The 20,484-nt window shown below is 66.0% G+C and carries 16 protein-coding genes; 12 read left to right on the forward strand and 4 right to left on the reverse strand.

Translation table 11 applies throughout. The features are described from left to right. The first annotated feature begins 15 nt into the window (after positions 1–15). Positions 16–981: a hypothetical protein gene (locus ACV959_RS01235; protein ID WP_475739727.1), complete on the forward strand. Its 966-nt coding sequence runs from the start codon at positions 16–18 to the stop codon at positions 979–981. Continuing rightward, positions 978–1,880: a heparan-alpha-glucosaminide N-acetyltransferase gene (locus tag ACV959_RS01240; RefSeq protein WP_475738120.1), complete on the forward strand. Its 903-nt coding sequence runs from the start codon at positions 978–980 to the stop codon at positions 1,878–1,880. The genes ACV959_RS01235 and ACV959_RS01240 overlap by 4 nt, the downstream gene beginning before the upstream one ends. A 96-nt stretch (positions 1,881–1,976) precedes the next feature. Here the strand turns inward: ACV959_RS01240 and trpB are convergent, their stop codons facing one another. From trpB to ACV959_RS01260, 4 genes are all read right to left on the reverse strand, one after another. Continuing rightward, positions 1,977–3,215 (reverse strand): tryptophan synthase subunit beta, encoded by a 1,239-nt coding sequence (gene trpB / locus ACV959_RS01245; protein WP_475738121.1) that lies wholly within the window; start codon positions 3,213–3,215, stop codon positions 1,977–1,979. A gap of 123 nt (positions 3,216–3,338) precedes the next feature. Then, positions 3,339–3,980, reverse strand: coding sequence for a phosphoribosylanthranilate isomerase (locus ACV959_RS01250; protein WP_475738122.1), 642 nt, complete (start codon positions 3,978–3,980; stop codon positions 3,339–3,341). A 1-nt stretch (position 3,981) separates the two neighbouring features. Next, on the reverse strand, positions 3,982–5,394 hold the full coding sequence (locus ACV959_RS01255; RefSeq protein WP_475738123.1) for a mannose-1-phosphate guanylyltransferase/mannose-6-phosphate isomerase: 1,413 nt from the start codon (positions 5,392–5,394) through the stop codon (positions 3,982–3,984). A 201-nt stretch (positions 5,395–5,595) separates the two neighbouring features. Further along, on the reverse strand, positions 5,596–8,655 hold the full coding sequence (locus tag ACV959_RS01260) for a helicase-related protein (protein ID WP_475738124.1): 3,060 nt from the start codon (positions 8,653–8,655) through the stop codon (positions 5,596–5,598). Between the two features lie 711 nt (positions 8,656–9,366). Here ACV959_RS01260 and ACV959_RS01265 point away from each other — a divergent pair. The 10 genes from ACV959_RS01265 to ACV959_RS01310 all read left to right on the forward strand — a co-directional run bounded on the left by ACV959_RS01265 (position 9,367) and on the right by ACV959_RS01310 (position 20,451). Beyond that, on the forward strand, positions 9,367–10,551 hold the full coding sequence (locus ACV959_RS01265; protein ID WP_475738125.1) for a trypsin-like serine peptidase: 1,185 nt from the start codon (positions 9,367–9,369) through the stop codon (positions 10,549–10,551). A gap of 222 nt (positions 10,552–10,773) precedes the next feature. Next, the gene (locus ACV959_RS01270) at positions 10,774–11,922 is read left to right on the forward strand and encodes a trypsin-like serine peptidase (protein WP_475738126.1); all 1,149 of its coding nucleotides are present in this window, start codon (positions 10,774–10,776) and stop codon (positions 11,920–11,922) included. A gap of 236 nt (positions 11,923–12,158) precedes the next feature. After that, entirely contained in the window at positions 12,159–12,929 is a 771-nt protein-coding gene (gene rfbF / locus ACV959_RS01275) for a glucose-1-phosphate cytidylyltransferase (protein ID WP_475738127.1), read from the forward strand. After that, on the forward strand, positions 12,926–14,071 hold the full coding sequence (gene rfbG / locus ACV959_RS01280) for a CDP-glucose 4,6-dehydratase (protein ID WP_475738128.1): 1,146 nt from the start codon (positions 12,926–12,928) through the stop codon (positions 14,069–14,071). Before rfbF ends, rfbG begins: the two co-directional genes overlap by 4 nt. Beyond that, positions 14,043–15,389, forward strand: coding sequence for a lipopolysaccharide biosynthesis protein RfbH (gene rfbH, locus ACV959_RS01285; protein WP_475738129.1), 1,347 nt, complete (start codon positions 14,043–14,045; stop codon positions 15,387–15,389). Before rfbG ends, rfbH begins: the two co-directional genes overlap by 29 nt. Positions 15,390–15,391: 2 nt before the next feature. Next, positions 15,392–16,504 carry an NAD-dependent epimerase/dehydratase family protein gene (locus tag ACV959_RS01290; RefSeq protein ID WP_475738130.1) on the forward strand — a complete coding sequence of 371 codons (1,113 nt, stop codon included), beginning with the start codon at positions 15,392–15,394 and terminating at the stop codon, positions 16,502–16,504. Next, positions 16,501–17,472 carry an FkbM family methyltransferase gene (locus ACV959_RS01295; RefSeq protein ID WP_475738131.1) on the forward strand — a complete coding sequence of 324 codons (972 nt, stop codon included), beginning with the start codon at positions 16,501–16,503 and terminating at the stop codon, positions 17,470–17,472. The genes ACV959_RS01290 and ACV959_RS01295 overlap by 4 nt, the downstream gene beginning before the upstream one ends. Before the next feature lie 16 nt (positions 17,473–17,488). Then, entirely contained in the window at positions 17,489–17,899 is a 411-nt protein-coding gene (locus tag ACV959_RS01300) for a GtrA family protein (protein WP_475738132.1), read from the forward strand. Then, entirely contained in the window at positions 17,896–18,834 is a 939-nt protein-coding gene (locus ACV959_RS01305; protein ID WP_475738133.1) for a glycosyltransferase family 2 protein, read from the forward strand. The genes ACV959_RS01300 and ACV959_RS01305 overlap by 4 nt, the downstream gene beginning before the upstream one ends. An 18-nt stretch (positions 18,835–18,852) precedes the next feature. Beyond that, positions 18,853–20,451 (forward strand): hypothetical protein, encoded by a 1,599-nt coding sequence (locus tag ACV959_RS01310; RefSeq protein ID WP_475738134.1) that lies wholly within the window; start codon positions 18,853–18,855, stop codon positions 20,449–20,451. The last annotated feature ends 33 nt before the right edge of the window (positions 20,452–20,484 follow it).

The following is a 20,484-nucleotide window of genomic DNA, read 5'->3' on the forward strand; positions in this document are numbered from 1 at the left end:
ACCGCCTTGACGACGATGTTCGATCGCCGCCGCTTGCTCGTTGGCGCGGGCGCCCTCGCCGCCGCGCCCGCCTTCGCGCAACCCTCGGCTCAGGAGCTCGCCGACGAGCTTCAGGTGCGCGTGGAAAACAAATCGGCGCCCGAACTTTGCGCCGAGAAGGACAATATCGAGCTCGATTTCATTTCGCCGCGCATCCGCAGCCTGCAAATCCAGGCCGTGCATCCCTCCTACATCAACACCATCGTCTCGGACCGCTGGGCGCCGGACTGGTCGAGCTGCGACCTCTCGCACGATCCGAAATTCTTCGCGCGGGCGCGGCGGCGCACCTTCTGGGAGACGCCGGAATTCTGGATGACCGGCTACACTTTCCCCTCCTTCTGGCGTCCCAACGACGTCCCGATCCGGGTGGGGGACACGGTCGAAAAGGGCTTCCATCTCGTCCAGTTCTGGATGTGGTATCGCGAGCGCGCGGAGGAGATCATGGTCTTCTACCCGCCGGACGGCTATTGGCGCGCGCGCCCCCTGCCTTTCGAAGACATGCGTTGGACCGCCTATGGCTCTTCCTTTCTCGTCGGACCCGTGGAGACGCAGGAGCGGCCCATCGTGGCGCTCGAGGAAATCGTCTTCGATCCCGCGACGCGCTCCTTCACGCTGAAATTCAGGCGCGGCGGCGAGGCGCGGCTTTCTATCAGGAGCGTGGATCAGGAGCGGCTCACGCTGGACGTTTCCTTCGACGACGCCATGCCCGGCGGCCGGCCCTTCGCGGCGCTACGCTCCATGTATGCGATGGAGACGATGAGCGACGCGGCGATCGTCGCCTGGCGCTCGAAGCGCGGGAAGGGCTGGCAGGAGGCGCCGGTGATCGATTTCGACGGCGCCAATGCGGTGGAGGTCTGGGTCGGCCGCCATTTGCCTTCGCGCCACAATCTCTCGGCGCCGGACATGGTGTTCAGCAAATTTCAGGGCGCCGCGTCGAAATGAGCGCGCGCTGGGGAGCGCTCGACGCCGCGCGCGGCCTCGCCGTGGCGGCGATGGTCGTCTTTCACCTCGTCTGGGATCTCGGCCATTTCGGCTATATCGCCGCGAGCATTCCCTGGTCGCCGCCGGTGAAGGCCTTCGGCCACGCCATCGCCTTTTCCTTTCTGTTCATCGCGGGCATCTCGCTGACGCTCGTCCATGGCGACGGCCTTCGCTGGCCCGCCTTCTGGCGGCGTTTCGCCATCGTCGCGGGGGCTGCGGCGCTGGTCAGCGCGGGCACTTACGTCGCCTTTCCCGCCGCTTTCGTCTTTTTCGGCATTCTTCACTGCATCGCGGCGGCGAGCCTCGTCGCGCTGCCCTTCCTGCGGGCCCCGTGGCCGGTCGCGGTCGCGGCGGGCGCGGTGTTTTTCGCCGCGCCGCACGTCGTGGCGTCGCCCGTGTTCAACGCCGCCGCGCTGCAATGGCTGGGGCTCGGAACGGCGGAGCCGCTGACGCAGGACTGGCGCCCGCTCTTTCCCTGGGCGGGGGCGCTGCTGATGGGCGTGGGCGCCGGACGCCTGCTTCCGCGCCCGGCGCGCGGGGGTCGGGACTGGCGCGCGCTCGGCTTTCTCGGCCGCCACAGCCTGCTGATCTATCTCGTCCACCAGCCGCTGCTTTTCGCGCTCTTCACGGCGCTCGTCGCCGTGGCCCCGCCGCCTCAGGACGCGACGGCCTTCATTCTCGACTGCGAGGCGAGCTGCCGCGCCGACGGCGCGGAAAAGAAATTCTGCCACGACGCCTGCGTGTGCACGGCGCAGGAAGCGATCCGCAGCAAGGCGCTCGATGGCGTGACGGACGACGAAGAGCGGGGCCGGCGGCTACGGGCGATCGCCGAGCGGTGCTTGGGCGCGGCGGCGAAGTGACGGTCGTTTGCCCCGTCCTGGCGAGGCGCAAATCGGCGCGGCGCGGCTGACGCGGCGCCGGAGCGCCGCGCATTGCTCGCGCCGCCAGACCGGCCCTCACATCCCGCCCAAATGCTCCGCGACCGTGAAAATGTCCTTGTCGCCGCGGCCGCACATGTTCATCACCATGATGTGGTCGCGCGGCTTTTGCGGCGCGAGTTCGAAGACCTTGGCGAGCGCGTGGGACGGCTCCAGCGCCGGGATGATGCCCTCGAGCTTGGAGCACAGCTGGAAGGCGTTCAACGCCTCCTTGTCGGTCGCGCTGATATATTTCACGCGGCCGGTCTCGTGCAGCCAGGAGTGCTCCGGGCCGATGCCGGGATAGTCGAGGCCCGCCGAGATCGAATGGCCTTCGAGGATCTGACCGTCGTCGTCCATCAGGAGATAGGTGCGGTTGCCGTGCAGAACGCCCGGGCGCCCGCCGGTGAGCGAGGCCGCATGGCCGTTCGGCACGTTGATGCCGTGGCCCGCCGCCTCGACGCCGTAGATTTCGACGCCTGGGTCGTCGAGGAAGGGGTGGAAGAGCCCGATCGCGTTGGAGCCGCCGCCGATGCAGGCGACGAGCGAGTCAGGCAGACGCCCCTCCATCTCCTGCATCTGGACCTTCGTCTCATTGCCGATGATCGACTGGAAATCGCGCACCATGGCCGGATAGGGATGGGGGCCCGCGGCGGTGCCGATGCAGTAGAAGGTGTCGGCGACATTGGTCACCCAGTCGCGCAGCGCCTCGTTCATCGCGTCTTTCAGCGTGCGCGCGCCGGACTGTACCGGCACGACCTCGGCGCCGAGCATCTTCATGCGGAAGACGTTGGGCTTCTGACGCTCGACGTCCACCGCGCCCATATAGACGACGCATTGCAGGCCGAAGCGCGCGCAGGCGGTGGCGGTCGCGACGCCATGCTGGCCGGCGCCGGTCTCGGCGATGATGCGCTTCTTGCCCATGCGCCGCGCGAGGAGGATCTGGCCCAGCACATTGTTGATCTTGTGCGCGCCGGTGTGATTGAGCTCGTCGCGCTTGAAATAGACTTTGGCGCCTTTGCCCGCGCCCGCCTTCTCGCGCACATGCTCGGTGATGCGCTCCGCGAAATAGAGCGGGCTGGGCCGGCCAACGTAGTGCTTGTGCAGGCCGGCGAGTTCTTCGTGGAAGGCGGGGTCGTTCCTCGCGTCCTGATAGGCCTGCTCGAGATCGAGAACGAGCGGCATCAGGGTCTCGGCGACGAAGCGACCGCCGAAAATGCCGAAACGGCCGTTTTCGTCGGGCCCGGCGCGGAAGGAATTGGGAAGCGGCTTGTTCACGGAGCGATCCTCGGGCGTGGGAGCGGCGTCGGCGTCTTCTCTCGCGTCCAAGAAGCGGGCGAGCCGGCCGGCGCGGCTGTTTCGTTTGGCTTGCCGAAATCTTTAGAGCCTTCGGGCTTCAAATCAAAGGGACCGGACCGCTTCGACGAACGCCTTTATCCTGTCCGCGTCCTTCACCCCCCGCGCGCGCTCCACGCCCGACGAGACGTCCACGGCCGGCGCGCCGGTGCGGCGGATCGCCGCCGCGACGTTTTCCGGGTCGAGTCCGCCCGACAGCATCCATTTTGCGGCGCCTATATTGCGCAGCAAATCCCAATCGAAGGTTACGCCCGCGCCGCCTGGAACGGTCGCGTCCGGGGCGGGCTTGGCGTCGAAGAGGAGGGCGTCGGCGACGCCCTCATAGGCGCGCCCCGCCGCGACGTCCTCGGGCGACGCGACGCCGATCGCCTTGATGACGGGCAGGCCGAATCGGGTCTTCACCGCAGCGACGCGGGCGGGACTCTCATGGCCGTGAAGTTGCAAAAGCTCCGGCGCGAGGGCGGCGACGATCTTCTCGAGGGCGGCGTCCTCCGCATCGACGGTGAGGGCGACCTTCGCGATTTTTCCCTGCGCCAGGAGACCGAGCGTGCGGGCGGTTTCGAGATCGACGCGCCGCGGGCTCTTATCGAAGAAGACGAAACCCGCCATATCGGCGCCCGCCTCGATGGCCGCAAGCAGGGTTTCAGGGCTGGAGAGGCCGCAAATCTTGACGGCGACGTCGGCCATGTCACCCGCGATTATAGGCGTCCTGGAAGCGGACGATGTCGTCCTCGCCCAGATAGGAGCCCGTCTGCACCTCGATCAGCTCCAGGTCGATCTTGCCGGGGTTGATGAGCCGGTGCTTGCAGCCGATCGGCAGATAGATCGACTCGTTCTCGTGCACGAGATGCACCTCGTCGTCCCGGCCGACCTCGGCCGTGCCGCGCACCACGATCCAGTGCTCTGCGCGGTGGAAGTGCTTTTGCAGCGACAGGCGCTCGCCCGGCTTCACGACGATGCGCTTCACCTGATAACGCTGGCCCTCGTCGATGGACTGATAATAGCCCCAGGGGCGGAAGATGCGCTTGTGCGCGCCGGCCTCGCGGCGGTTCTGGGTCTTCAGCTCATCGACGAGCTGCTTCACCTTGTCGCCGTGGTCGTGGCTGAGCACGAGCACCGCGTCCTGCGTCGTCACCACGATGACGTCGTCGACTCCGACGACGGTGGTCAGCGTCTCCTCCGAGCGGACATGGACGTTCTTCGCGTCCATGACGACGCCCTGTCCGCGCACGGAGTTGCCGTATTCGTCACGCTCGGACAATTCCCAGACCGCGCGCCAGGTTCCGACGTCCGACCAGCCGATGTCGGCGGGAATCAGCGCCGCTTTTTCGGTCTTTTCCATCACGGCGTAGTCGATGGATTTCTTGGGCGCGCGGGAGAACGCCTCCGCGCCGAGCACGCAGAAGCCCAAATCATGGCTCGCGCCGTCGATCGCGGCCTCCGCGGCCTCGGCGATGGCGGGCTCGAAACGGGCGATCTCCGCCTGCATCACGTCGGCGCGGAAAATGAAGTTGCCGCTGTTCCAGAAGTAGCCGGCCTCGACATATTCCTGCGCGGCGGCGCGGTCCGGCTTTTCGACGAAGGCTTCCAGCTTCAGCACCTCGCCGCCCGGATGGATCGGCGCGCCGGGGCGCAGATAGCCGTAGCCGGTGGCCGGGCTGTCGGGCTTCACGCCCAGCGTCACGATACAGCCCTCGGCGGCCGCCTCTCCCGCCTTTTTGCAGAGCGCCACGAGGCCGGCGCGATCCCGCACCACATGGTCGGCGGCGAGCACGACGACGACCGTGTCGGGCGCGCGCCGCGCGGCGAGGCCGGCCGCAACGGCGACCGCCGGACCCGAATCGCGGCGCGAGGGTTCGAGCACGATGTCCGCCTCGGCGCCGATCTGCCGCAACTGGTCCGCGATCAGGAAACGGTAATCGCTGTTGGAAATGACGATCGGCTTTTCAAACGCGGGGTCCGCCAGCATCGCCATGGTCGTCTGGAAGGTGGAGCGCTCGCCCACGAGCGGAATGAATTGCTTGGGCAATGTTTCGCGCGATTCCGGCCAAACCCGCGTGCCCGAGCCTCCGCACATGATGACGGGCAGGATTTTTCTCATTCGTTTCCCTCCAGCCCTGGCGCGTCGGCCCGGCGGGGAGACCCGCCGGCGCGCCGGACGATCCTAGAAGCAGTTTTTCCGACAATAAGCCAAGCTGCTATTCCGGGAACCGCGCTCCCGGCTCGAAAACGCCGGCGAATACCGTCAATCCGCCCGCTTCTTGGCAAGAGTTTGACGGAAAAGCCGGCCGGGCGGCGCCCCTCAGCCCTTGCCCTTCTTCTCTAATTCAGCCTTGAGGGCGGCCAATTTCGCGAAAGGCGAGTCCGGGTCCGGCTGCCGGTCGCGCTCGCGCTTCTCGCCGGCCGCAAAGGCGGGGCCGGGACGACGGCCGCGCCGGTCGTCCTCGCGCGGTCCGCCGCGCTCGTGGCGCGGCCTGTCGAAACGGGGCTTTCCGCCAGGGCGCCCGCCCGCATCCGGCGCGGCGCCCTCTGCGGCCTGCGGGCGGTCGCGGCGCGGTCCGCGGCGGTCGCCGTCGCCTTCGCGTGGCCCGCGATTCTGTTGCGGCCCGCCATGGCGGCCTCGGGGGCCGCCGGCGTGAACATGGCGCTGCAGCGACCAGACTTCGATCAGCGCCGGCGCTTCCGCGGCCGCCTCCTCGGCGGGGCCCGGAGGCGCCTCGACGGGTTCGGCGGCTTCGGCGGAGGGCTGCTCCGGAGCCGATTCGCTCGCGGCTTCCGGCGCGGGCGCTTCGGCGCCGGCTTCGCCAGAGGATTCAGGCGCCGTCTCCTCGGATGCGGGCTTGGGGACGATCGGCTCGGTCGAGGCGGCGGGAAGGGTCGGAACGGTGATCGCTGGTCCGGGACGTTGCGCCGCGGAATAGCCGAGAGATTTCAGAATCGACGAAAAGGCCTCGCCGGAGCAGCCGGTGAGCGACGTCATGGCGACGGTGACGACGAAGCCCTCGCCGTCCGCCGCGCCGGGCGGCGGGTCGCCGGCGGTGACGCCCGGCCTGTAGGCGATCGCCGGACGGATCAGATCGGCGAGGCGCTCCAGAATGTCGACGCGCACCACGCGATCGCCGCAGACGCGGAAGCCCGCTGCGCGGTAGAAGCCTTTCGCGATGGAGGGGTCGGCGGCGAAGGAGGTGCGGCCCGAGGCGGCGAGATGGGGGACTTCTTCGAGCCCCTTCACCGTGTCGAGCCCGCCGTGCTGGAGCGCCCAGAGGAGCGAGGCAAGCGTGCGCGGCGCGGGCTTCAGCAGTTGCGGCAGATAGATGTGATAGGCGCCGAAGCGCACGCCAAGCTTGCGCAGCGCGCCGCGCTCTTCCTGCGAAAACCCCTTGACTTCCTTGGCGACGCGGGCGCGGTCGAGCACGCCGAGCTCCTCCGCGAGCTGGAAGGCGACGCCGCGCGTCACGCCCTCGAGGCCCTCGCCCTTCTCGAGCTGCTCCAGCGGCCCGAGCAATTTTTTGACGTGCTGCCTGAGCCAGAGGTCGAGCCGCGTCTGGACCTTTTCCAGCGCGGCGCCCGTCAGCTGCTCGTCGGCGAGCACGCGGGCCGCGGGGGTCAGCACGCCGGCGCCGGCGGCGATCTTGCCCACGGGCTCCCCGAGCCAGCGGATCACGCCGTCGTTGCCCAGCACGAAAGCGTCGTCGACCGCGTCGAAGACCCGCGTGGCGCGCGCCTCGAGTTCTCCGGCCAGCGCCTTCAGGGCCGCGGCGTTCAGGGCCTTCGCGGCCTCGCCCGCCGCCCCAGGGTCGGGCGTGAAGCGAAAACCTTGAAGGCTTCCGACATGCTGGCCTTCGACCAGCACGTCGCCGGCGGCGTTAATTTCGGCTTCGAGCATCGCATTCTCTCTCAGGCGGCGCATCAGCACGCTGGTGCGGCGATCGACGAAACGCTGCGTCAATCGGTGGTGCAGCGCGTCGGACAGGCTGTCCTCTACCCGACGCGCGACGCTCTGCCAATGCTCGGCGTCGTCGAGCCAGCCGGAGCGGTTGGCGATGAAGCTGACCGTGCGCACCTGGGCGAGGCGATTCGACAGCGTGTCGATGTCGCCGTCGACCCGGTCGACGGCCGCGATCTGCCTGGACATCCAGTCCGCCGGGATTTTCCCTCGCCGGGCGATGAAGCCGAAAACCGACAGCGCCAGATCGGCGTGGGCGGCGGGCGAGGTCTTGCGGTAGTCGGGAATCTGGCAGGCTTCCCACAGCCGCGCGACGTCCGCGGGCGTCTTGGCGTTGCGCTGCGCCGTTTCGTCGCGGCTCAGGGCTTCCAGCGTCAGCTGATCCACTGCGGTCGGCGCGCGCGCGAAACGCGGGTGGTCCGGGGTCTTGTCGAGCGAATGGACGAGCGCCTGGACGGAGGAGAAGTCCAGGTCGCCGTTGCGCCACTGTAGAAGCTGGACGGGAGCGAAACGGTGATCCTCCAGCGCCTCGATCAGCTCTTCCTCGAAGGGCGGGCAGCGGCCGGTCGCTCCGAAAAAGCCGTCGCTCATGTGGCGCCCGGCCCGTCCGGCGATCTGGCCGAATTCGGCCGGCGTCAGCCGCCGGCGCCGCCACCCGTCGAATTTGCGGTCGGAGGCGAAGGCCACATGGTCCACGTCCAGATTGAGGCCCATGCCGATGGCGTCGGTGGCGACGATGTAGTCGACGTCGCCGGACTGAAAAAGCTCCACCTGGGCGTTGCGCGTGCGCGGGCTGAGCGCGCCCAGCACCACGGCGGCGCCGCCCCTCTGGCGCTTGATCCACTCGGCGATGGCGTAGACCTCCTCGGCCGAGAAGGCGACGATGGCGGTGCGCGGCGGCAGTCGCGAGATTTTCTTGTCGCCGGCGAAACTGAGCCGCGACAGACGCGGGCGGGAGAAAATCGGCGCGCCGGGGAAAAGTTCGGAAATCAGCGGCGCCATCGTGCCCGCGCCGATCAGCAGCGTCTCCTGCCGGCCGCGCCAGCGCAGGAGGCGGTCCGTAAAAATATGGCCGCGGTCGAGGTCGGCGGCGAGCTGGATTTCGTCGATCGCCAGAAAATCGACGTCGACGTCGCGCGGCATGGCCTCGACGGTCGAAATCCAGTAGGCCGGCGCGCGGGGCTTGATCTTTTCCTCTCCGGTGATGAGCGCGACGGCCTGGGTCCCCACTTTCTCCGCCACGCGGTTGTAGACCTCGCGCGCGAGCAGGCGCAGCGGCAGGCCGATGAGGCCGGTCGGAAAGGAAAGCATCCGCTCGATGGCGTGATGCGTCTTGCCGGTGTTGGTGGGTCCGAGCGCCGCCGCCACGCCGGAGCTTCGGGCGGCGGCGCGGCTTCCGGGCGGGAGCGGCGCCATGCTTGTCGTCGTTTCTTGTCGTTCTTGCCCTCGACGCCCCCGTCGTGACGGCGCGACGCCGTCTCATAACGGAACTTCTCGGGCGATGCGAATTTACCGTCCGAACAGGCTGCGAACGAATCGCGGCCGAATCGGCGACCCGGTACGAATCTCCGTCTGTTCCAGCGACATATGGGGACTGACTCCAGGAAATTCCCCATCTATTGCGGCGACGGCGGGTCGGGGGCGTCCGCCTCCTGCAGCGGCCTCGCTTCCATCGACGCCGTCCTGTCAAGGGGGAAGCGTCAGCCGTGGGCGCCCGCGCCGGTTAACCTTTGGGCGCAAGCGCGAACGCAGCGCGCACGAATCGCTTGCCGTGTGGCGTTGCCGACGCGTTCTCCCAAATATTGCGGTTTTGAGCCGGACGCCGCGCAAGATGTCGAGGCAGGAGCGGGCTGCTTGGGGTCGGACCCATTCGCCATATCCCAGCGGCGCGCGCCATCCTTAACCGGTCGTCCGAAAGCGGGACAGCCGGCGCCCGCCGTCCTTCGCGGCGAGGTCGCGACGGCGGCGGCGTCCCAGGCGGCCGTCATGGTTAATGGCGTGAGCGCAGCGGCGCTCCCGGTTGGGGAGCGCGCCTGTGGGATTAAAGAAATTTTGAGGGCCGCCCGGTAAACCAAGGCGCAGCTTGCGGCGCCGCTCGCCGCCGCCAGACTCTCAGTTGGGGGAACGATGAGGCAGTTGTTCATTCTCGCCGCCATTGGGGCGATGACCGTGGTCCCGACGTCGGCCGGCCGGGCGCAGGCGGTGGTCGCTTCCCCCGACGAGACCGCTGCTTCCGGCCGGGCTCCGGATTACGCCGGCGCCCGGGCGTTTCCGATGCCGACGCCGAAAGGGCCGCTCCCGACGCGGGAGGCTGCGCCGGCGCCCGCCCTCGAGCCGGCCCGGCTCGTCAGCCAGGGAGCGGGCGGCGGCGGCCAGCTCAAGCTCGCGCGCATCGCGCCGGCGCGGCCGGCCCTTGCCGGCGTCAATCTCGCGAGCGCGGCGCCCGTGACGGGAGACGTCGCGCCGCAGCAGTTCGGAACGTCGAACCACCCCTTCTCGACGGCGCGCGTGCAGCTTCGCCCGATGGCGACGACGCCGGCGCAATTGCCGACGTCCTTCTCCTATCCCTATCGCGCGGCGGGCAAGCTGTTCTTCACCGACGGCGCGGCAACCTATGTCTGCTCCGCCTCGCTCATCAAGCGCGGCCTCGTCGTCACGGCGGCGCATTGCGTCTCGAAATTCGGGGAGCGTCGCTTTTACACGAATTTCCGCTTCGTGCCCGGCTACCATAACGGCCTCGCGCCCTTCGGGGTCTGGAGCGCGGACGCGCACGGCGTCTACATCATGCAATCCTATTACTATGGCGTGGACAGTTGCGCGGTGGCCGGCGTCGTTTGCGCCAACGACGTCGCGGTGATCCGGCTCGCGCCCCAGTCCAGCCCCACATTTCCGGGGACGTCCACCGGATGGTTTTCCGTCGGCGCGGGCGCCTGGGGCTTCACCCCGACCGGCAAGACCCTCGTGAACCAGCTCGGCTATCCCGTCGCGCTCGATCTCGGCGAATTGCAGGAGAGGAACGATTCGCAGGGCGACATCGACATCGCCATGGCCGGAAACATCGTGATCGGATCGCTGATGACCGGCGGCTCGAGCGGCGGGCCCTGGCTCAACAATCTGGGCGAACGTCCGCTCGTTGGCGGCGCGACCTATGGCTCCTATTCGACGCCCAACGTCGTCATCGGCGTGACGAGCTGGGGCTATGTCTCGCCGGCTCCGAAGGAACAGGGCGCCTCGCGCTTCACGAGCGGGAACATCGTCCCCCTGATCAACGCCGCCTGCGGCAGTCCGGTCAGTCAGCCCGCCTGCCAGTAAGTCGGGCGCGGAACGCGTGGGGGAACCGCCGGCCGGGCGGCGGTTTTTTCGTCCGCGAAATTTCGCGCATCCCGTAGGCCGTTCGTTAATTGCGCCGTCGCAAGTATTTCCCTCTCAACGTGCATTTGACTTTTTTCATCCGTCCGAAACTTGACTTGCCGGCGGTATCGCGTACGGTCGCCCGCGGTTCCTGAAGAAGTGCATTTCTGGAGGAAGAGGGGCATGAAACGCTTAATTTTTCCGGCGCTCGTCTTTTTGAGCGTCTTACCGGCGACGGCCTTTGCGCAGTCCGCCACCGTCGCCGCGCCGGCGAACGCCGTCGGGGGCTCCGAGCCGGACTACGCCGGCGCGAGGGCGATGCCTATCCCCACGTTGAGCGCGCCGCTCCCGGAGAATCCGCGCGCGCCTGCGGTCAGCACCGGTCCCGCGCAGCTTCTCAGCCGCGGCTACGCCGGCACGGGCGAACTCATGCTGAAGAGAATCGCCCCGTCGTCCTCCGCCGCCGAAGAGGAATCCGGCGTCGCGCCGCAGCAGTTCGGCACCTTCAACCGCCCGTTCTCGACGGCGCGCGTTCGCGCGATTCCCCGCATCACGACGCCCGCGCAGCAGCCGACGGAATGGTCCTATCCTTTCCGCGCGTCTGGCAAGCTGTTCTTTAACGACGGCGCCTCCACCTTCGTCTGCTCCGCGTCGCTCATCCGGCGCGGCCTGGTCGTGACGGCGGCGCATTGCGTCTCGAAATGGGGCCAGCGGCGCTTTTACACCAACATCCGTTTCGTGCCCGCCTTCACGGACGGCGTCGCGCCCTTCGGCACCTGGACCGGCCAGGCTTTCGTGCTGACCTCCTATTTCAACGGCACGGCGGCAAACTGCACCGTCGCGGGCGTTGTCTGCGACAACGACATCGCGGTCATCCGGCTTCTCCCGCAGAGCAACGCCTTCCCCGGCACGTCGACGGGCATCTATGGCGTCGGCGTGAACGGCTTCGGCTTCACCACCACGACGCCGAACAAGACGCTCATCAACCAGCTCGGCTATCCGGTCGCGCTGGACGGCGGCCAGCTCATGCAGCGCAACGACTCGCAGGGCGAGCGCAGCCCGTCAAACAGCGACAACACGCTCATCGGCTCCTTGATGACCGGCGGTTCGAGCGGCGGCCCGTGGCTGATCAACCTTGGCATGCCGCCGGCCCTGAGCGGCACGTCCTTCGGCACGGCGTCGACCCCCAACGTCGTGGTCGGCGTGACCAGCTGGGGCTACACGTCTTCGCTTCCGAAGGAGCAGGGCGCGTCGCGCTTCACCTCCGCCAACATCGTTACGCTCATCAACGCGGCGTGCGGCAATCCGGTCAGTCAGCCGGCCTGTCAGTAACCTCGTAACGGAAGATTGAAATCGGCTCTGCCGGTCGTTCGACCGGCGGAGTTTTTTTATGCGCGGCGCCCCGCCGATGACAAGCCGGCGCCGCTTTCGTTGTCGGGATAAGCCAAGCGTTAACCAATCGGAAGCCATAGTGCGTCGAACGGCAACGCGCGCCGCCGCATCCAGTTCGGCGCGCCGTTGACGAGCCTCCGGAGCCCTCACCGGCGCAGAGCGGGTCGACGACGCAGATGAAAGTAGTTGTGCTGACTGGCGGCCTGGGCACGCGTCTCGCGGAGGAGACCTCCGTGCGCCCGAAACCGATGGTCGAGATCGGCGGACGGCCGATCCTTTGGCACATCATGAAAATCTACGCGGCGCACGGCTTCAACGAATTCGTGCTGTGCCTGGGCTACAAGGGTTATTTCATCAAGGAGTTCTTCTCCAACTACTTCCTGCACATGTCGGACGTCACCTTCGACATGCGCACGCAGCAGATGGAGGTGCATCGCCGCAATGCCGAGCCCTGGCGCGTGACGCTCGTCGACACGGGCGACATTACGCAAACGGGCGGCCGCGTAAAGCGCGTCATCGATTATGTGAAGGACGACGACGTTTTCGCGCTGACCTATGGCGACGGCGTGGCCGACATCGATCTCACTGCGGAACTCGCCTTCCATCGTGCGCACGGCAAGATGGCGACGGTCGCCGCCGTGCGTCCCGAGATGCGTTTCGGCGCCATGACGCTCGACGGCGATCGCGTGACGACCTTTGCGGAAAAACCCGTCGCGGAAAGCGCCTTCGTCAACGGCGGCTTCTTCTTTCTCAGCCCGAAAGTCGGCGATCTCATCGAGGGGGATTCGACCGTCTGGGAACATGGGCCGGTCAACTGGCTTGCCGCGCACGACGAACTGCGCGCGTTCCAGCACAACGGCTTCTGGCGGCCGATGGATACGCTGCGCGACAAGCTCTACCTCGAAGAACAGTGGAACTCCGGCCAAGCGAAGTGGAAAATCTGGTGATCTCATCTGCGTTCTGGCTCGGCAAGCGCGTTTTCGTCACCGGCCATACCGGCTTCAAAGGCTCGTGGCTCGCGCTCATGCTCTCGCGGCTCAACGCGCGCGCGACCGGCTATGCGCTGGAGCCGCCGACGCGGCCCAATCTATTTTCGCTCGCGCGCGTCGCCGAACATATTGACGATCTGCGCGGCGACGTGCGCGATCTCGAAACGCTCTCGGCGGCGATGAAGGCCGTAGCGCCGGAGGTCGTCATTCACATGGCGGCGCAGCCGCTCGTGCGCGAATCCTATTCGGATCCGGTCGGCACCTACGCCACCAATGTGATGGGCACGGTCAATGTGCTCGAGGCCGCGCGCGCGGTGGAGAGCGTGCGGCTCGTTCTCGTCGTCACGACGGACAAATGTTACGAGAATCGCGATTGGGTCTGGGGCTATCGCGAGACCGACGCGCTCGGCGGGCATGATCCCTATTCGAACAGCAAGGCCTGCGCGGAGCTTGTCACCAGCGCCTATCGCGACAGTTTTTTCCGCGCCAAGAAGAACGTCCGCATCATTTCGGCGCGCGCGGGCAATGTCATTGGCGGCGGCGATTTCGCGGCCGATCGCATCCTGCCCGACGCGCTGCGCGCCTTCGTCGCCCGGCGTCCGCTCAAGGTTCGCAATCCCGGGGCCGTGCGCCCCTGGCAGCATGTGCTGGAGCCGCTCTCCGGCTATTTGCAACTCGTCGAAAAAGCCCTGTCCGCGACCCCCGAACGCGCGGGCGATTTCGACAGCGGCTTCAATTTCGGACCCGGTCCCGGTTCCGAGCAGAGCGTCGAACAACTGCTGACGCGTTTCGTCGCCGCCTGGGGTCTCGACGCGCAGTGGGAGCAGGACGGCGACCAGCATCCGCATGAAGCCCGGCTTTTGCGCCTTGACACCGCCAAGGCGCGCGAGACGCTGGGCTGGACGCCGCTTCTCGATTTCGAGCAGACGACGCAATGGACGGCGCATTGGTATCGCGCTTTCGCCGACAGAGCGGACGTTCTGGAGACGACGCTCAAACAGGTCGACCGCTATCTCGGTCAGCGCGTGCGCCTCACCTCGCCATTTACCGACGCCACGAAGGACATCGACCATGACGAAAGACGCATCGTCGCAAGCTGACGAATTGCGCGCGCAGATCCTCGATCTCGTGGGTCAGTATCACCGCGTCGCCAATCCGCCGAAAAGCTTCACGCCCGGCGAGTCGCCCGTGCCGGTTTCTGGCCGCGTGTTCGACGCGCGCGACATGCAGACGCTCGTCGACTCGGCGCTCGATTTTTGGCTGACGACCGGCCGCTTCAACGCGCAATTCGAGGAGCGGCTGGCCGCCTATATCGGCGTCAGGAAGTCGCTCACCGTCAATTCCGGCTCCTCCGCCAATCTCGTCGCCTTTTCCGCGCTGACTTCCCACACACTGCGCCATCGCGCGCTCCAGCCGGGCGACGAGGTCATCACTTGCGCCACGGGTTTTCCGACGACGGTCAATCCGATCCTGCTGTGGGGCATGGTTCCGGTCTTTGTCGACGTCGACATACCGACCTACAATATCGACGTCTCAGCGGTCGAAGCGGCGATCACGCCGAAGACCAAGGCGGTCATGGTCGCGCATACGCTCGGCAATCCCTTCGACGTGCGTGCTGTCAAGGAGCTGTGCGATCGCCACAATCTCTGGCTTGTCGAAGACTGCTGCGACGCGCTCGGCGCAAAGGTCGACGGCAGGCATGTCGGAACCTTCGGCGATATCGGCACGCTGTCATTCTACCCGGCCCATCACATCACCATGGGCGAGGGCGGCGCCGTCTTCACCAGCAACAACCATATCGCCAAAGCTATGGAGTCCTTCCGCGACTGGGGCCGCGACTGCTATTGCGAACCCGGCAAGGACAACAGCTGCAACAAGCGTTTCGGCTGGCGCCTCGGCGATCTGCCGAAAGGCTACGACCACAAATATGTCTATTCGCATCTCGGCTTCAATCTGAAGATCACCGACATGCAGGCGGCGGTCGGCCTTGCGCAGATGGACCATCTGGATGGCTTCGTCGCCGCGCGCAATCGCAATTTTGAGGCGCTGAAGGCGGGACTCAAGCGGCTCGAGCATTTCTTCATTCTGCCGGAAGCCACGGCTGGAACGGAGCCTTCATGGTTCGGCTTCCCCGTGACGCTCCGTCCTGACGCCCCGTTCACGCGCGATGAACTCGTCATTCATCTCAATTCGAAGAAGATCGGCACGCGACTCCTCTTCGGCGGCAATCTCGTCCGCCAGCCTTATATGAAGGGCCGCAATTTCCGTGTGAGCGGGCAATTGACGAACGCCGACGTCGTGGTCGGTCGAACTTTCTGGATCGGCGTCTATCCCGAACTGACGCAGGACCACGTCGATTACATGCTGGATGTCATCGACGATTTCTGCCGGCTGACGGCTATGAAAGCGGCGGTGTGACCATGCGCGACGCGGCTCCCGACGGCGCGCTGCTGTCGCGCCATCCCCTGTGGCGCGACGATATCTCGCGCGTTCTCGCCGCCGATCTTCCCTGGGAGGATTTCGATGGCCGGACGATCCTCGTCGCAGGCGCCAATGGTTTTCTCCCCGCCGCCATGGTCGAGACGCTGCTTGCGCTCGCCCTGCGCGGCAAGGCGCCCAGGCTGAAAGTGATCGCGCTCGCGCGCTCGCGAGAAAAAGCGCTTCGCCGCTTCGCCGCGCATCTCGGGCATCCGGCCCTGTCGATTAAGGTCGCCGACGTTTCGCAGCCGCTCGATGTCGAGGGGCCGGTCGACATGATCGTTCACGCGGCGAGTCAGGCGAGTCCGCGCTTTTACGGGGTGGATCCCGTCGGCACCGCGTTGCCCAATGTCGTCGGGACGAATAATTTGCTGGATCTCGCTCGCCGCAAGGGCGCTTCGCGTTTCCTCTATTTTTCCAGTTCGGAGATCTATGGCGCCGTCAATAGCCGGCGGGAGCCGATCGTCGAAACGGAATTCGGCGGACTCGATCCGGCGGCGCTACGGGCCTGCTACGCCGAATCGAAACGGCTCGGCGAGACGCTTTGCGTCGCCTATGGCGCGCAACACGGCCTGCATTGCGTCATCGCGCGGCCGTTCCACACTTACGGACCGGGCATGCGGCTCGACGACGGCCGCGTCTTCGCGGATTTCGTGCGCGACGTTGTCGAAGGTCGGGACATTGCGCTGAACAGCGACGGCGCCGCCGAGCGCGCCTTCTGCTATCTGGCGGATGCGGCGCAGGCATTTTTCACGCTGCTGCTGAAGGGCGAAAAAAGCCGCGCCTACAATGTCGGCAATCCGCGCGCCGTCATCTCGATCCGCGACCTCGCGACCCTGCTGACCGGGCTTTATCCGGAGCGCGGGCTCTGCGCGCGTTTCGCCGCGCCGCGGGATGGCTATATCGCCTCGAGCGTCATGCGCTCGGCGCCCGACACCGCGCGTCTCGAAAAGCTCGGCTGGCGCCCTCAAACGGGCGTTGCGGAAGGCTTCCGGCGCACCATCGACATCTATTCCGACATTTTCAACCGGCGCAGCTTCGGAGCAAGCGCATGACCTCTTTCGCCACCATGCGCCCCGCGGCGCCCGCGACGCCGATCGAATTCCGTCACGCGTTCGAACGCGGCGAACTCGACCGTCTCGACTTGTGGAGGCGGTTCGCCGAGCGTCATCGCCTGATCGCGGAGCACGCGGCCGTCATCGACGGCACGGAGATCGCCGCGCTGGTCGTCGAACCCTCGGGCCTCTCCGCGAAGCTGAAGAATGGCCTGTCCTTTGCGCTCGATCCCGACGCATTGCGCGAGGCGCCCAACATCATTCTGTCGCAGGGCGGCTACGAGACATTCGAGCTTGCGCTCATCTCTCGCCTCGCGCGCGGCGCGGAAACCGTCTTCGACATCGGCGCCAATATCGGTTGGTACAGCCTGCACATCGCCCAGCAGGAGCCGCAGGCGCGCATTTACGCCTTCGAACCGGTGCCGACCACTCATGAGCGTCTGCTCATAAATCTCGCGCGCAACGCCGCCGGCAATCGCGTGACGCCGGTGAAGGATGGATTGACCGACGCGCCCGGCGCGTTCGACATGTTCGTGCCGGCGACATCGGGTTCGCCGGCGGCCTCCCTCAACGAGCTTCATCCGGGCGAGGGCAGCCGCCGCGTTTCGTGTCGCTTCACGACGCTCGACGCCTTCGTCGACGACAATGAGATCGACCGTCTCGATTTTCTCAAATGCGACGTCGAGGGCGCGGAACTGCGCGTGCTGAAGGGCGGCGTAAAGTCGCTCAAACGCTTCCGTCCGGCCGTGGTGATCGAGCTGTTGCGTAAATGGTCCGCGGCCTTCGGCTATCACCCCAACGATGTTCTCGACCTCTTCGCATCGCTCGGATACGTCTGCTATGGCGTGAGCGACGGAACGGTGACGAAGATCGCGCGCGTGACGGACGAGACGCGCGAGACGAATTACGTCTTCCTCGATCCGGCGCGTCATCCGTCGGTCAATGCGATTCTCGCCGACTGCCGCTGACATGGGCGGGATGGCAGTGCGGATCGATGCGCTTCGCGACCGCATTTGGCGGCTTCGCGTCGCGCGATTCCTCGTCGTCGGCGCCGTCAACACGGTCTTCGGTTACGGCGTCTTCTATCTGCTGCTGCGCGGCGGGCTCAGCCCCACGCCGGCGCTCGCGCTTGCGACCGTGATCGGCGTGTCCTTCAATTTCGTGACGACCGGGCGACTCGTGTTCGGGAATGCGGAACCGGGGCGGATCCTGCGTTTCGTTTCAGTCTATGCGATCGTCTTCGCTGTCAATGCGGCGCTGCTCGAGGCCGCGATCAGGATCGGCTTCGGCGCGGCGACGGCGCAGGCGTTGCTGCTCGCGCCCTGCGTTGCGCTCTCCTATCTTCTCAATCGCACCCTCGTCTTCGGATCGGGCCGGGAAATCCACGAAACATGAAAACCATCTCCATCGTCACGCCCTGTTACAATGAGGAGATGAACGTCCGCGAATGCTACGCGGCGATCAAGTCGCTCTTCGAGAACGAGCTGAAGGGATACCGGCGCGAACACGTTTTCTGCGACAACGCGTCGAAGGATCGCACTGTCGAGATTCTCCGCGAGATTGCGGCGCAGGACAAGGATGTGAAGGTCATCCTCAACGCTCGCAATTTCGGCGCGATGCGCTCGAACTACAATGGCGTCATGGCGGCGACGGGCGACGCGGTGCTGCTGTTTTTTCCGGCCGACATGCAGGACCCGCCGGAACTCATTCCGCAATTCGTCGATCTATGGGCGCAGGGCAACGAGGTCGTTTACGGCATCCGCAAAATTCGCGAGGAAAACGCCACGATGCGGATGTTGCGCCAGCTCTATTACCGGGTTCTCACCTCGCTTTCGGAACTGTCGCTTCCCCGCGGGGTCGGCGACTTCCAGCTCGTGGACCGCAAGGTGATCGAGGCGATGCGCCAGATCGAGGACTCATATCCCTTCATGCGCATGATGACCTTCGAATGCGGTTTCAAATCCGTGGGCGTGCCCTACAAATGGGTCGAGCGGCGCCGCGGCGTTTCCACCAACACGCTGCGCAGCCTCGTCGATCAGGGCATGAACGGCCTCGTCACCAATACGCTCGCGCCCTTGCGTCTCGTGCTGTTCGGCGGCTTCGCGATCGCCGCGCTGTCGATCCTTTACGCCTTTGTCAATCTTGTTCTGGGCATTCTCTTCTATCAGAGCTTCGCGCAGCCCGGCATCATGACGATCATCGTGGCCGTCTTCTTCTTTGGCGGCGTGCAGCTCTTTTCCATCGGCGTCCTCGCCGAATATGTGCTCGCGATCTACTCGCAGGTTCGGCGCAAGCCGGTCGTGTTCGAGCGCGAGCGCATCAATTTCTAGCGTGCGGAGCGTGAGGCCATGAAATCGCAGATCGCTGAAGCGGGCTCTCTCGACGGCGTAGCGCCGCTCGAACGCGAAGGCGGCGGGACGCGGGCGGTTTCACGCGCCCTCTGCAATTTCCATCTGTTCTTCCTCACCGCGCTGATCTTCGTTCTGCCGAATGCGATCTTCGCCGCCGCTCTCAGGCCATGGTCGGGCGCATTCGTTCTGGCCGGTTGCGCCGGCGCCGGCGCCGTTCTCTGGCGCGGCCGGGGCGCAAACGCCCTTCTCGCCGCCCCTGTCGATCTCGCGCAACTCGCCTTCAGTCTCTCGTTCGGCGTCGCGCTCTGCATGCTCGGGGGCGAGGGCCATTTCTTTTATGCGACGACGGACTGGCTGACGCGCGACGCGGTGCTCGCCGATCTCGTCGAGAACGGCCTGACGGTGGTTTACCGCTACGAGGAACAGGACTATCTTCTGCGCGCCCCGCTCGGCATGTATATGATTCCGGCGCTCTTCGGCCGCGCGTTCGGTCTCTACGCCGCGCATATGGCGCTGCTCGCGCAAAACAGCCTGATCCTGGGAACCGTCGCCTATTTCGCCGCGCGTCTCGCGAATGTGAAGAAGACGCCGTTCCTGCTCATCCTGATCGGCTTTAGCGGCCTCGACATCGTTCCGATCCTGCTCGCCGAAGCGGTCGAGATGTCGAAGGGCGCGGACTTCATGCCCTTCACCCATATCGAGTGGTGGGGCGAATATTATTCACCGGTGCGGCTGCAATATTCCAGTCATATCACACAGCTCTTCTGGGTGCCCAATCACATGGCGCCGGGCTGGTGGTTCGCGCTTCTGTCGCTGCTTCATGTGCGGCGCGAGATCGACCTTGCCGCGCTGCTCGTTTCCTTCGCCGCTCTGCTGATGTGGTCGCCGCTGGCCATGATGGGCGCGGCGCCTTTCGTCGCGCTTTTCGCCATCGGGCTTTTGCCGCGCGATCTTTTTTCGTCGCGCAATCTGGCCGCAGCGGCGATCGGACTCTGTTTTCTCCCGATCTTCTTCTATCTCACGACGGACGCGGGCGCCGTGCCGCATGAATTGCTGCTGACCCACGAGGGTTATGCGCTGCGCTATGTTCTGTTCCTCGCGGTGGAGATTCCGCAGGCGGCGATCGTCCTTTATGCGTGGAAAAAGGTGGAGGCGGCGGATCGCCGCATCCTTGCCCTGTCGCTCGCGCTGCTCCTGCTGATTCCCTTCTACAGTGTGGGCGTGTCGAATGATTTCGTCATGCGCGTCTCGATCCCGCCGCTGTTCCTGCTCGCCTTCGCCTTTGCGCGCATCGCCGTGCTGACGCCGCGTGACGGCGGCATGTTCGCGACCTCGATTTCCGTTATCGTCATTCTTTCAGCAGCGACGCCGCTTCTCGAAATCAAGCAGGCGCTGCGTCAGAACTACGCCATCAGCGACTGCAACATGCTGACGAGCTGGCACAAGGGCGATCCTTCCGTTCTGCCGACGAATTACTGGGCGCGGACGGAGAAAGTGTCGCCGTGGCTGATGTCGACCGAGTCGGCGCCGCGGCTGACGCTCGAAGACCGCAAATGCTGGCCCGATCATCCGTTTTTGCAGGACCGAATGAAATGATCTGTGCGCGGCGCGCGCGGGGTCTTTGACTTC

It is taken from the genome of Methylocystis sp. Se48, from assembly GCF_056269425.1.

What these genes read in the sequence shown, in the direction of transcription:
- ACV959_RS01235 (WP_475739727.1), top strand. Translation starts at nt 16, where the DNA reads ATGTTCGATCGCCGCCGCTTGCTCGTTGGCGCGGGCGCCCTCGCCGCC.
- ACV959_RS01240 (WP_475738120.1), top strand. Translation starts at nt 978, where the DNA reads ATGAGCGCGCGCTGGGGAGCGCTCGACGCCGCGCGCGGCCTCGCCGTG.
- ACV959_RS01250 (WP_475738122.1), bottom strand. Translation starts at nt 3,980, where the DNA reads ATGGCCGACGTCGCCGTCAAGATTTGCGGCCTCTCCAGCCCTGAAACC.
- ACV959_RS01255 (WP_475738123.1), bottom strand. Translation starts at nt 5,394, where the DNA reads ATGAGAAAAATCCTGCCCGTCATCATGTGCGGAGGCTCGGGCACGCGG.
- ACV959_RS01260 (WP_475738124.1), bottom strand. Translation starts at nt 8,655, where the DNA reads ATGGCGCCGCTCCCGCCCGGAAGCCGCGCCGCCGCCCGAAGCTCCGGC.
- ACV959_RS01265 (WP_475738125.1), top strand. Translation starts at nt 9,367, where the DNA reads ATGAGGCAGTTGTTCATTCTCGCCGCCATTGGGGCGATGACCGTGGTC.
- ACV959_RS01270 (WP_475738126.1), top strand. Translation starts at nt 10,774, where the DNA reads ATGAAACGCTTAATTTTTCCGGCGCTCGTCTTTTTGAGCGTCTTACCG.
- rfbF (WP_475738127.1), top strand. Translation starts at nt 12,159, where the DNA reads ATGAAAGTAGTTGTGCTGACTGGCGGCCTGGGCACGCGTCTCGCGGAG.
- rfbH (WP_475738129.1), top strand. Translation starts at nt 14,043, where the DNA reads ATGACGAAAGACGCATCGTCGCAAGCTGACGAATTGCGCGCGCAGATC.
- ACV959_RS01290 (WP_475738130.1), top strand. Translation starts at nt 15,392, where the DNA reads ATGCGCGACGCGGCTCCCGACGGCGCGCTGCTGTCGCGCCATCCCCTG.
- ACV959_RS01295 (WP_475738131.1), top strand. Translation starts at nt 16,501, where the DNA reads ATGACCTCTTTCGCCACCATGCGCCCCGCGGCGCCCGCGACGCCGATC.
- ACV959_RS01305 (WP_475738133.1), top strand. Translation starts at nt 17,896, where the DNA reads ATGAAAACCATCTCCATCGTCACGCCCTGTTACAATGAGGAGATGAAC.
- ACV959_RS01310 (WP_475738134.1), top strand. Translation starts at nt 18,853, where the DNA reads ATGAAATCGCAGATCGCTGAAGCGGGCTCTCTCGACGGCGTAGCGCCG.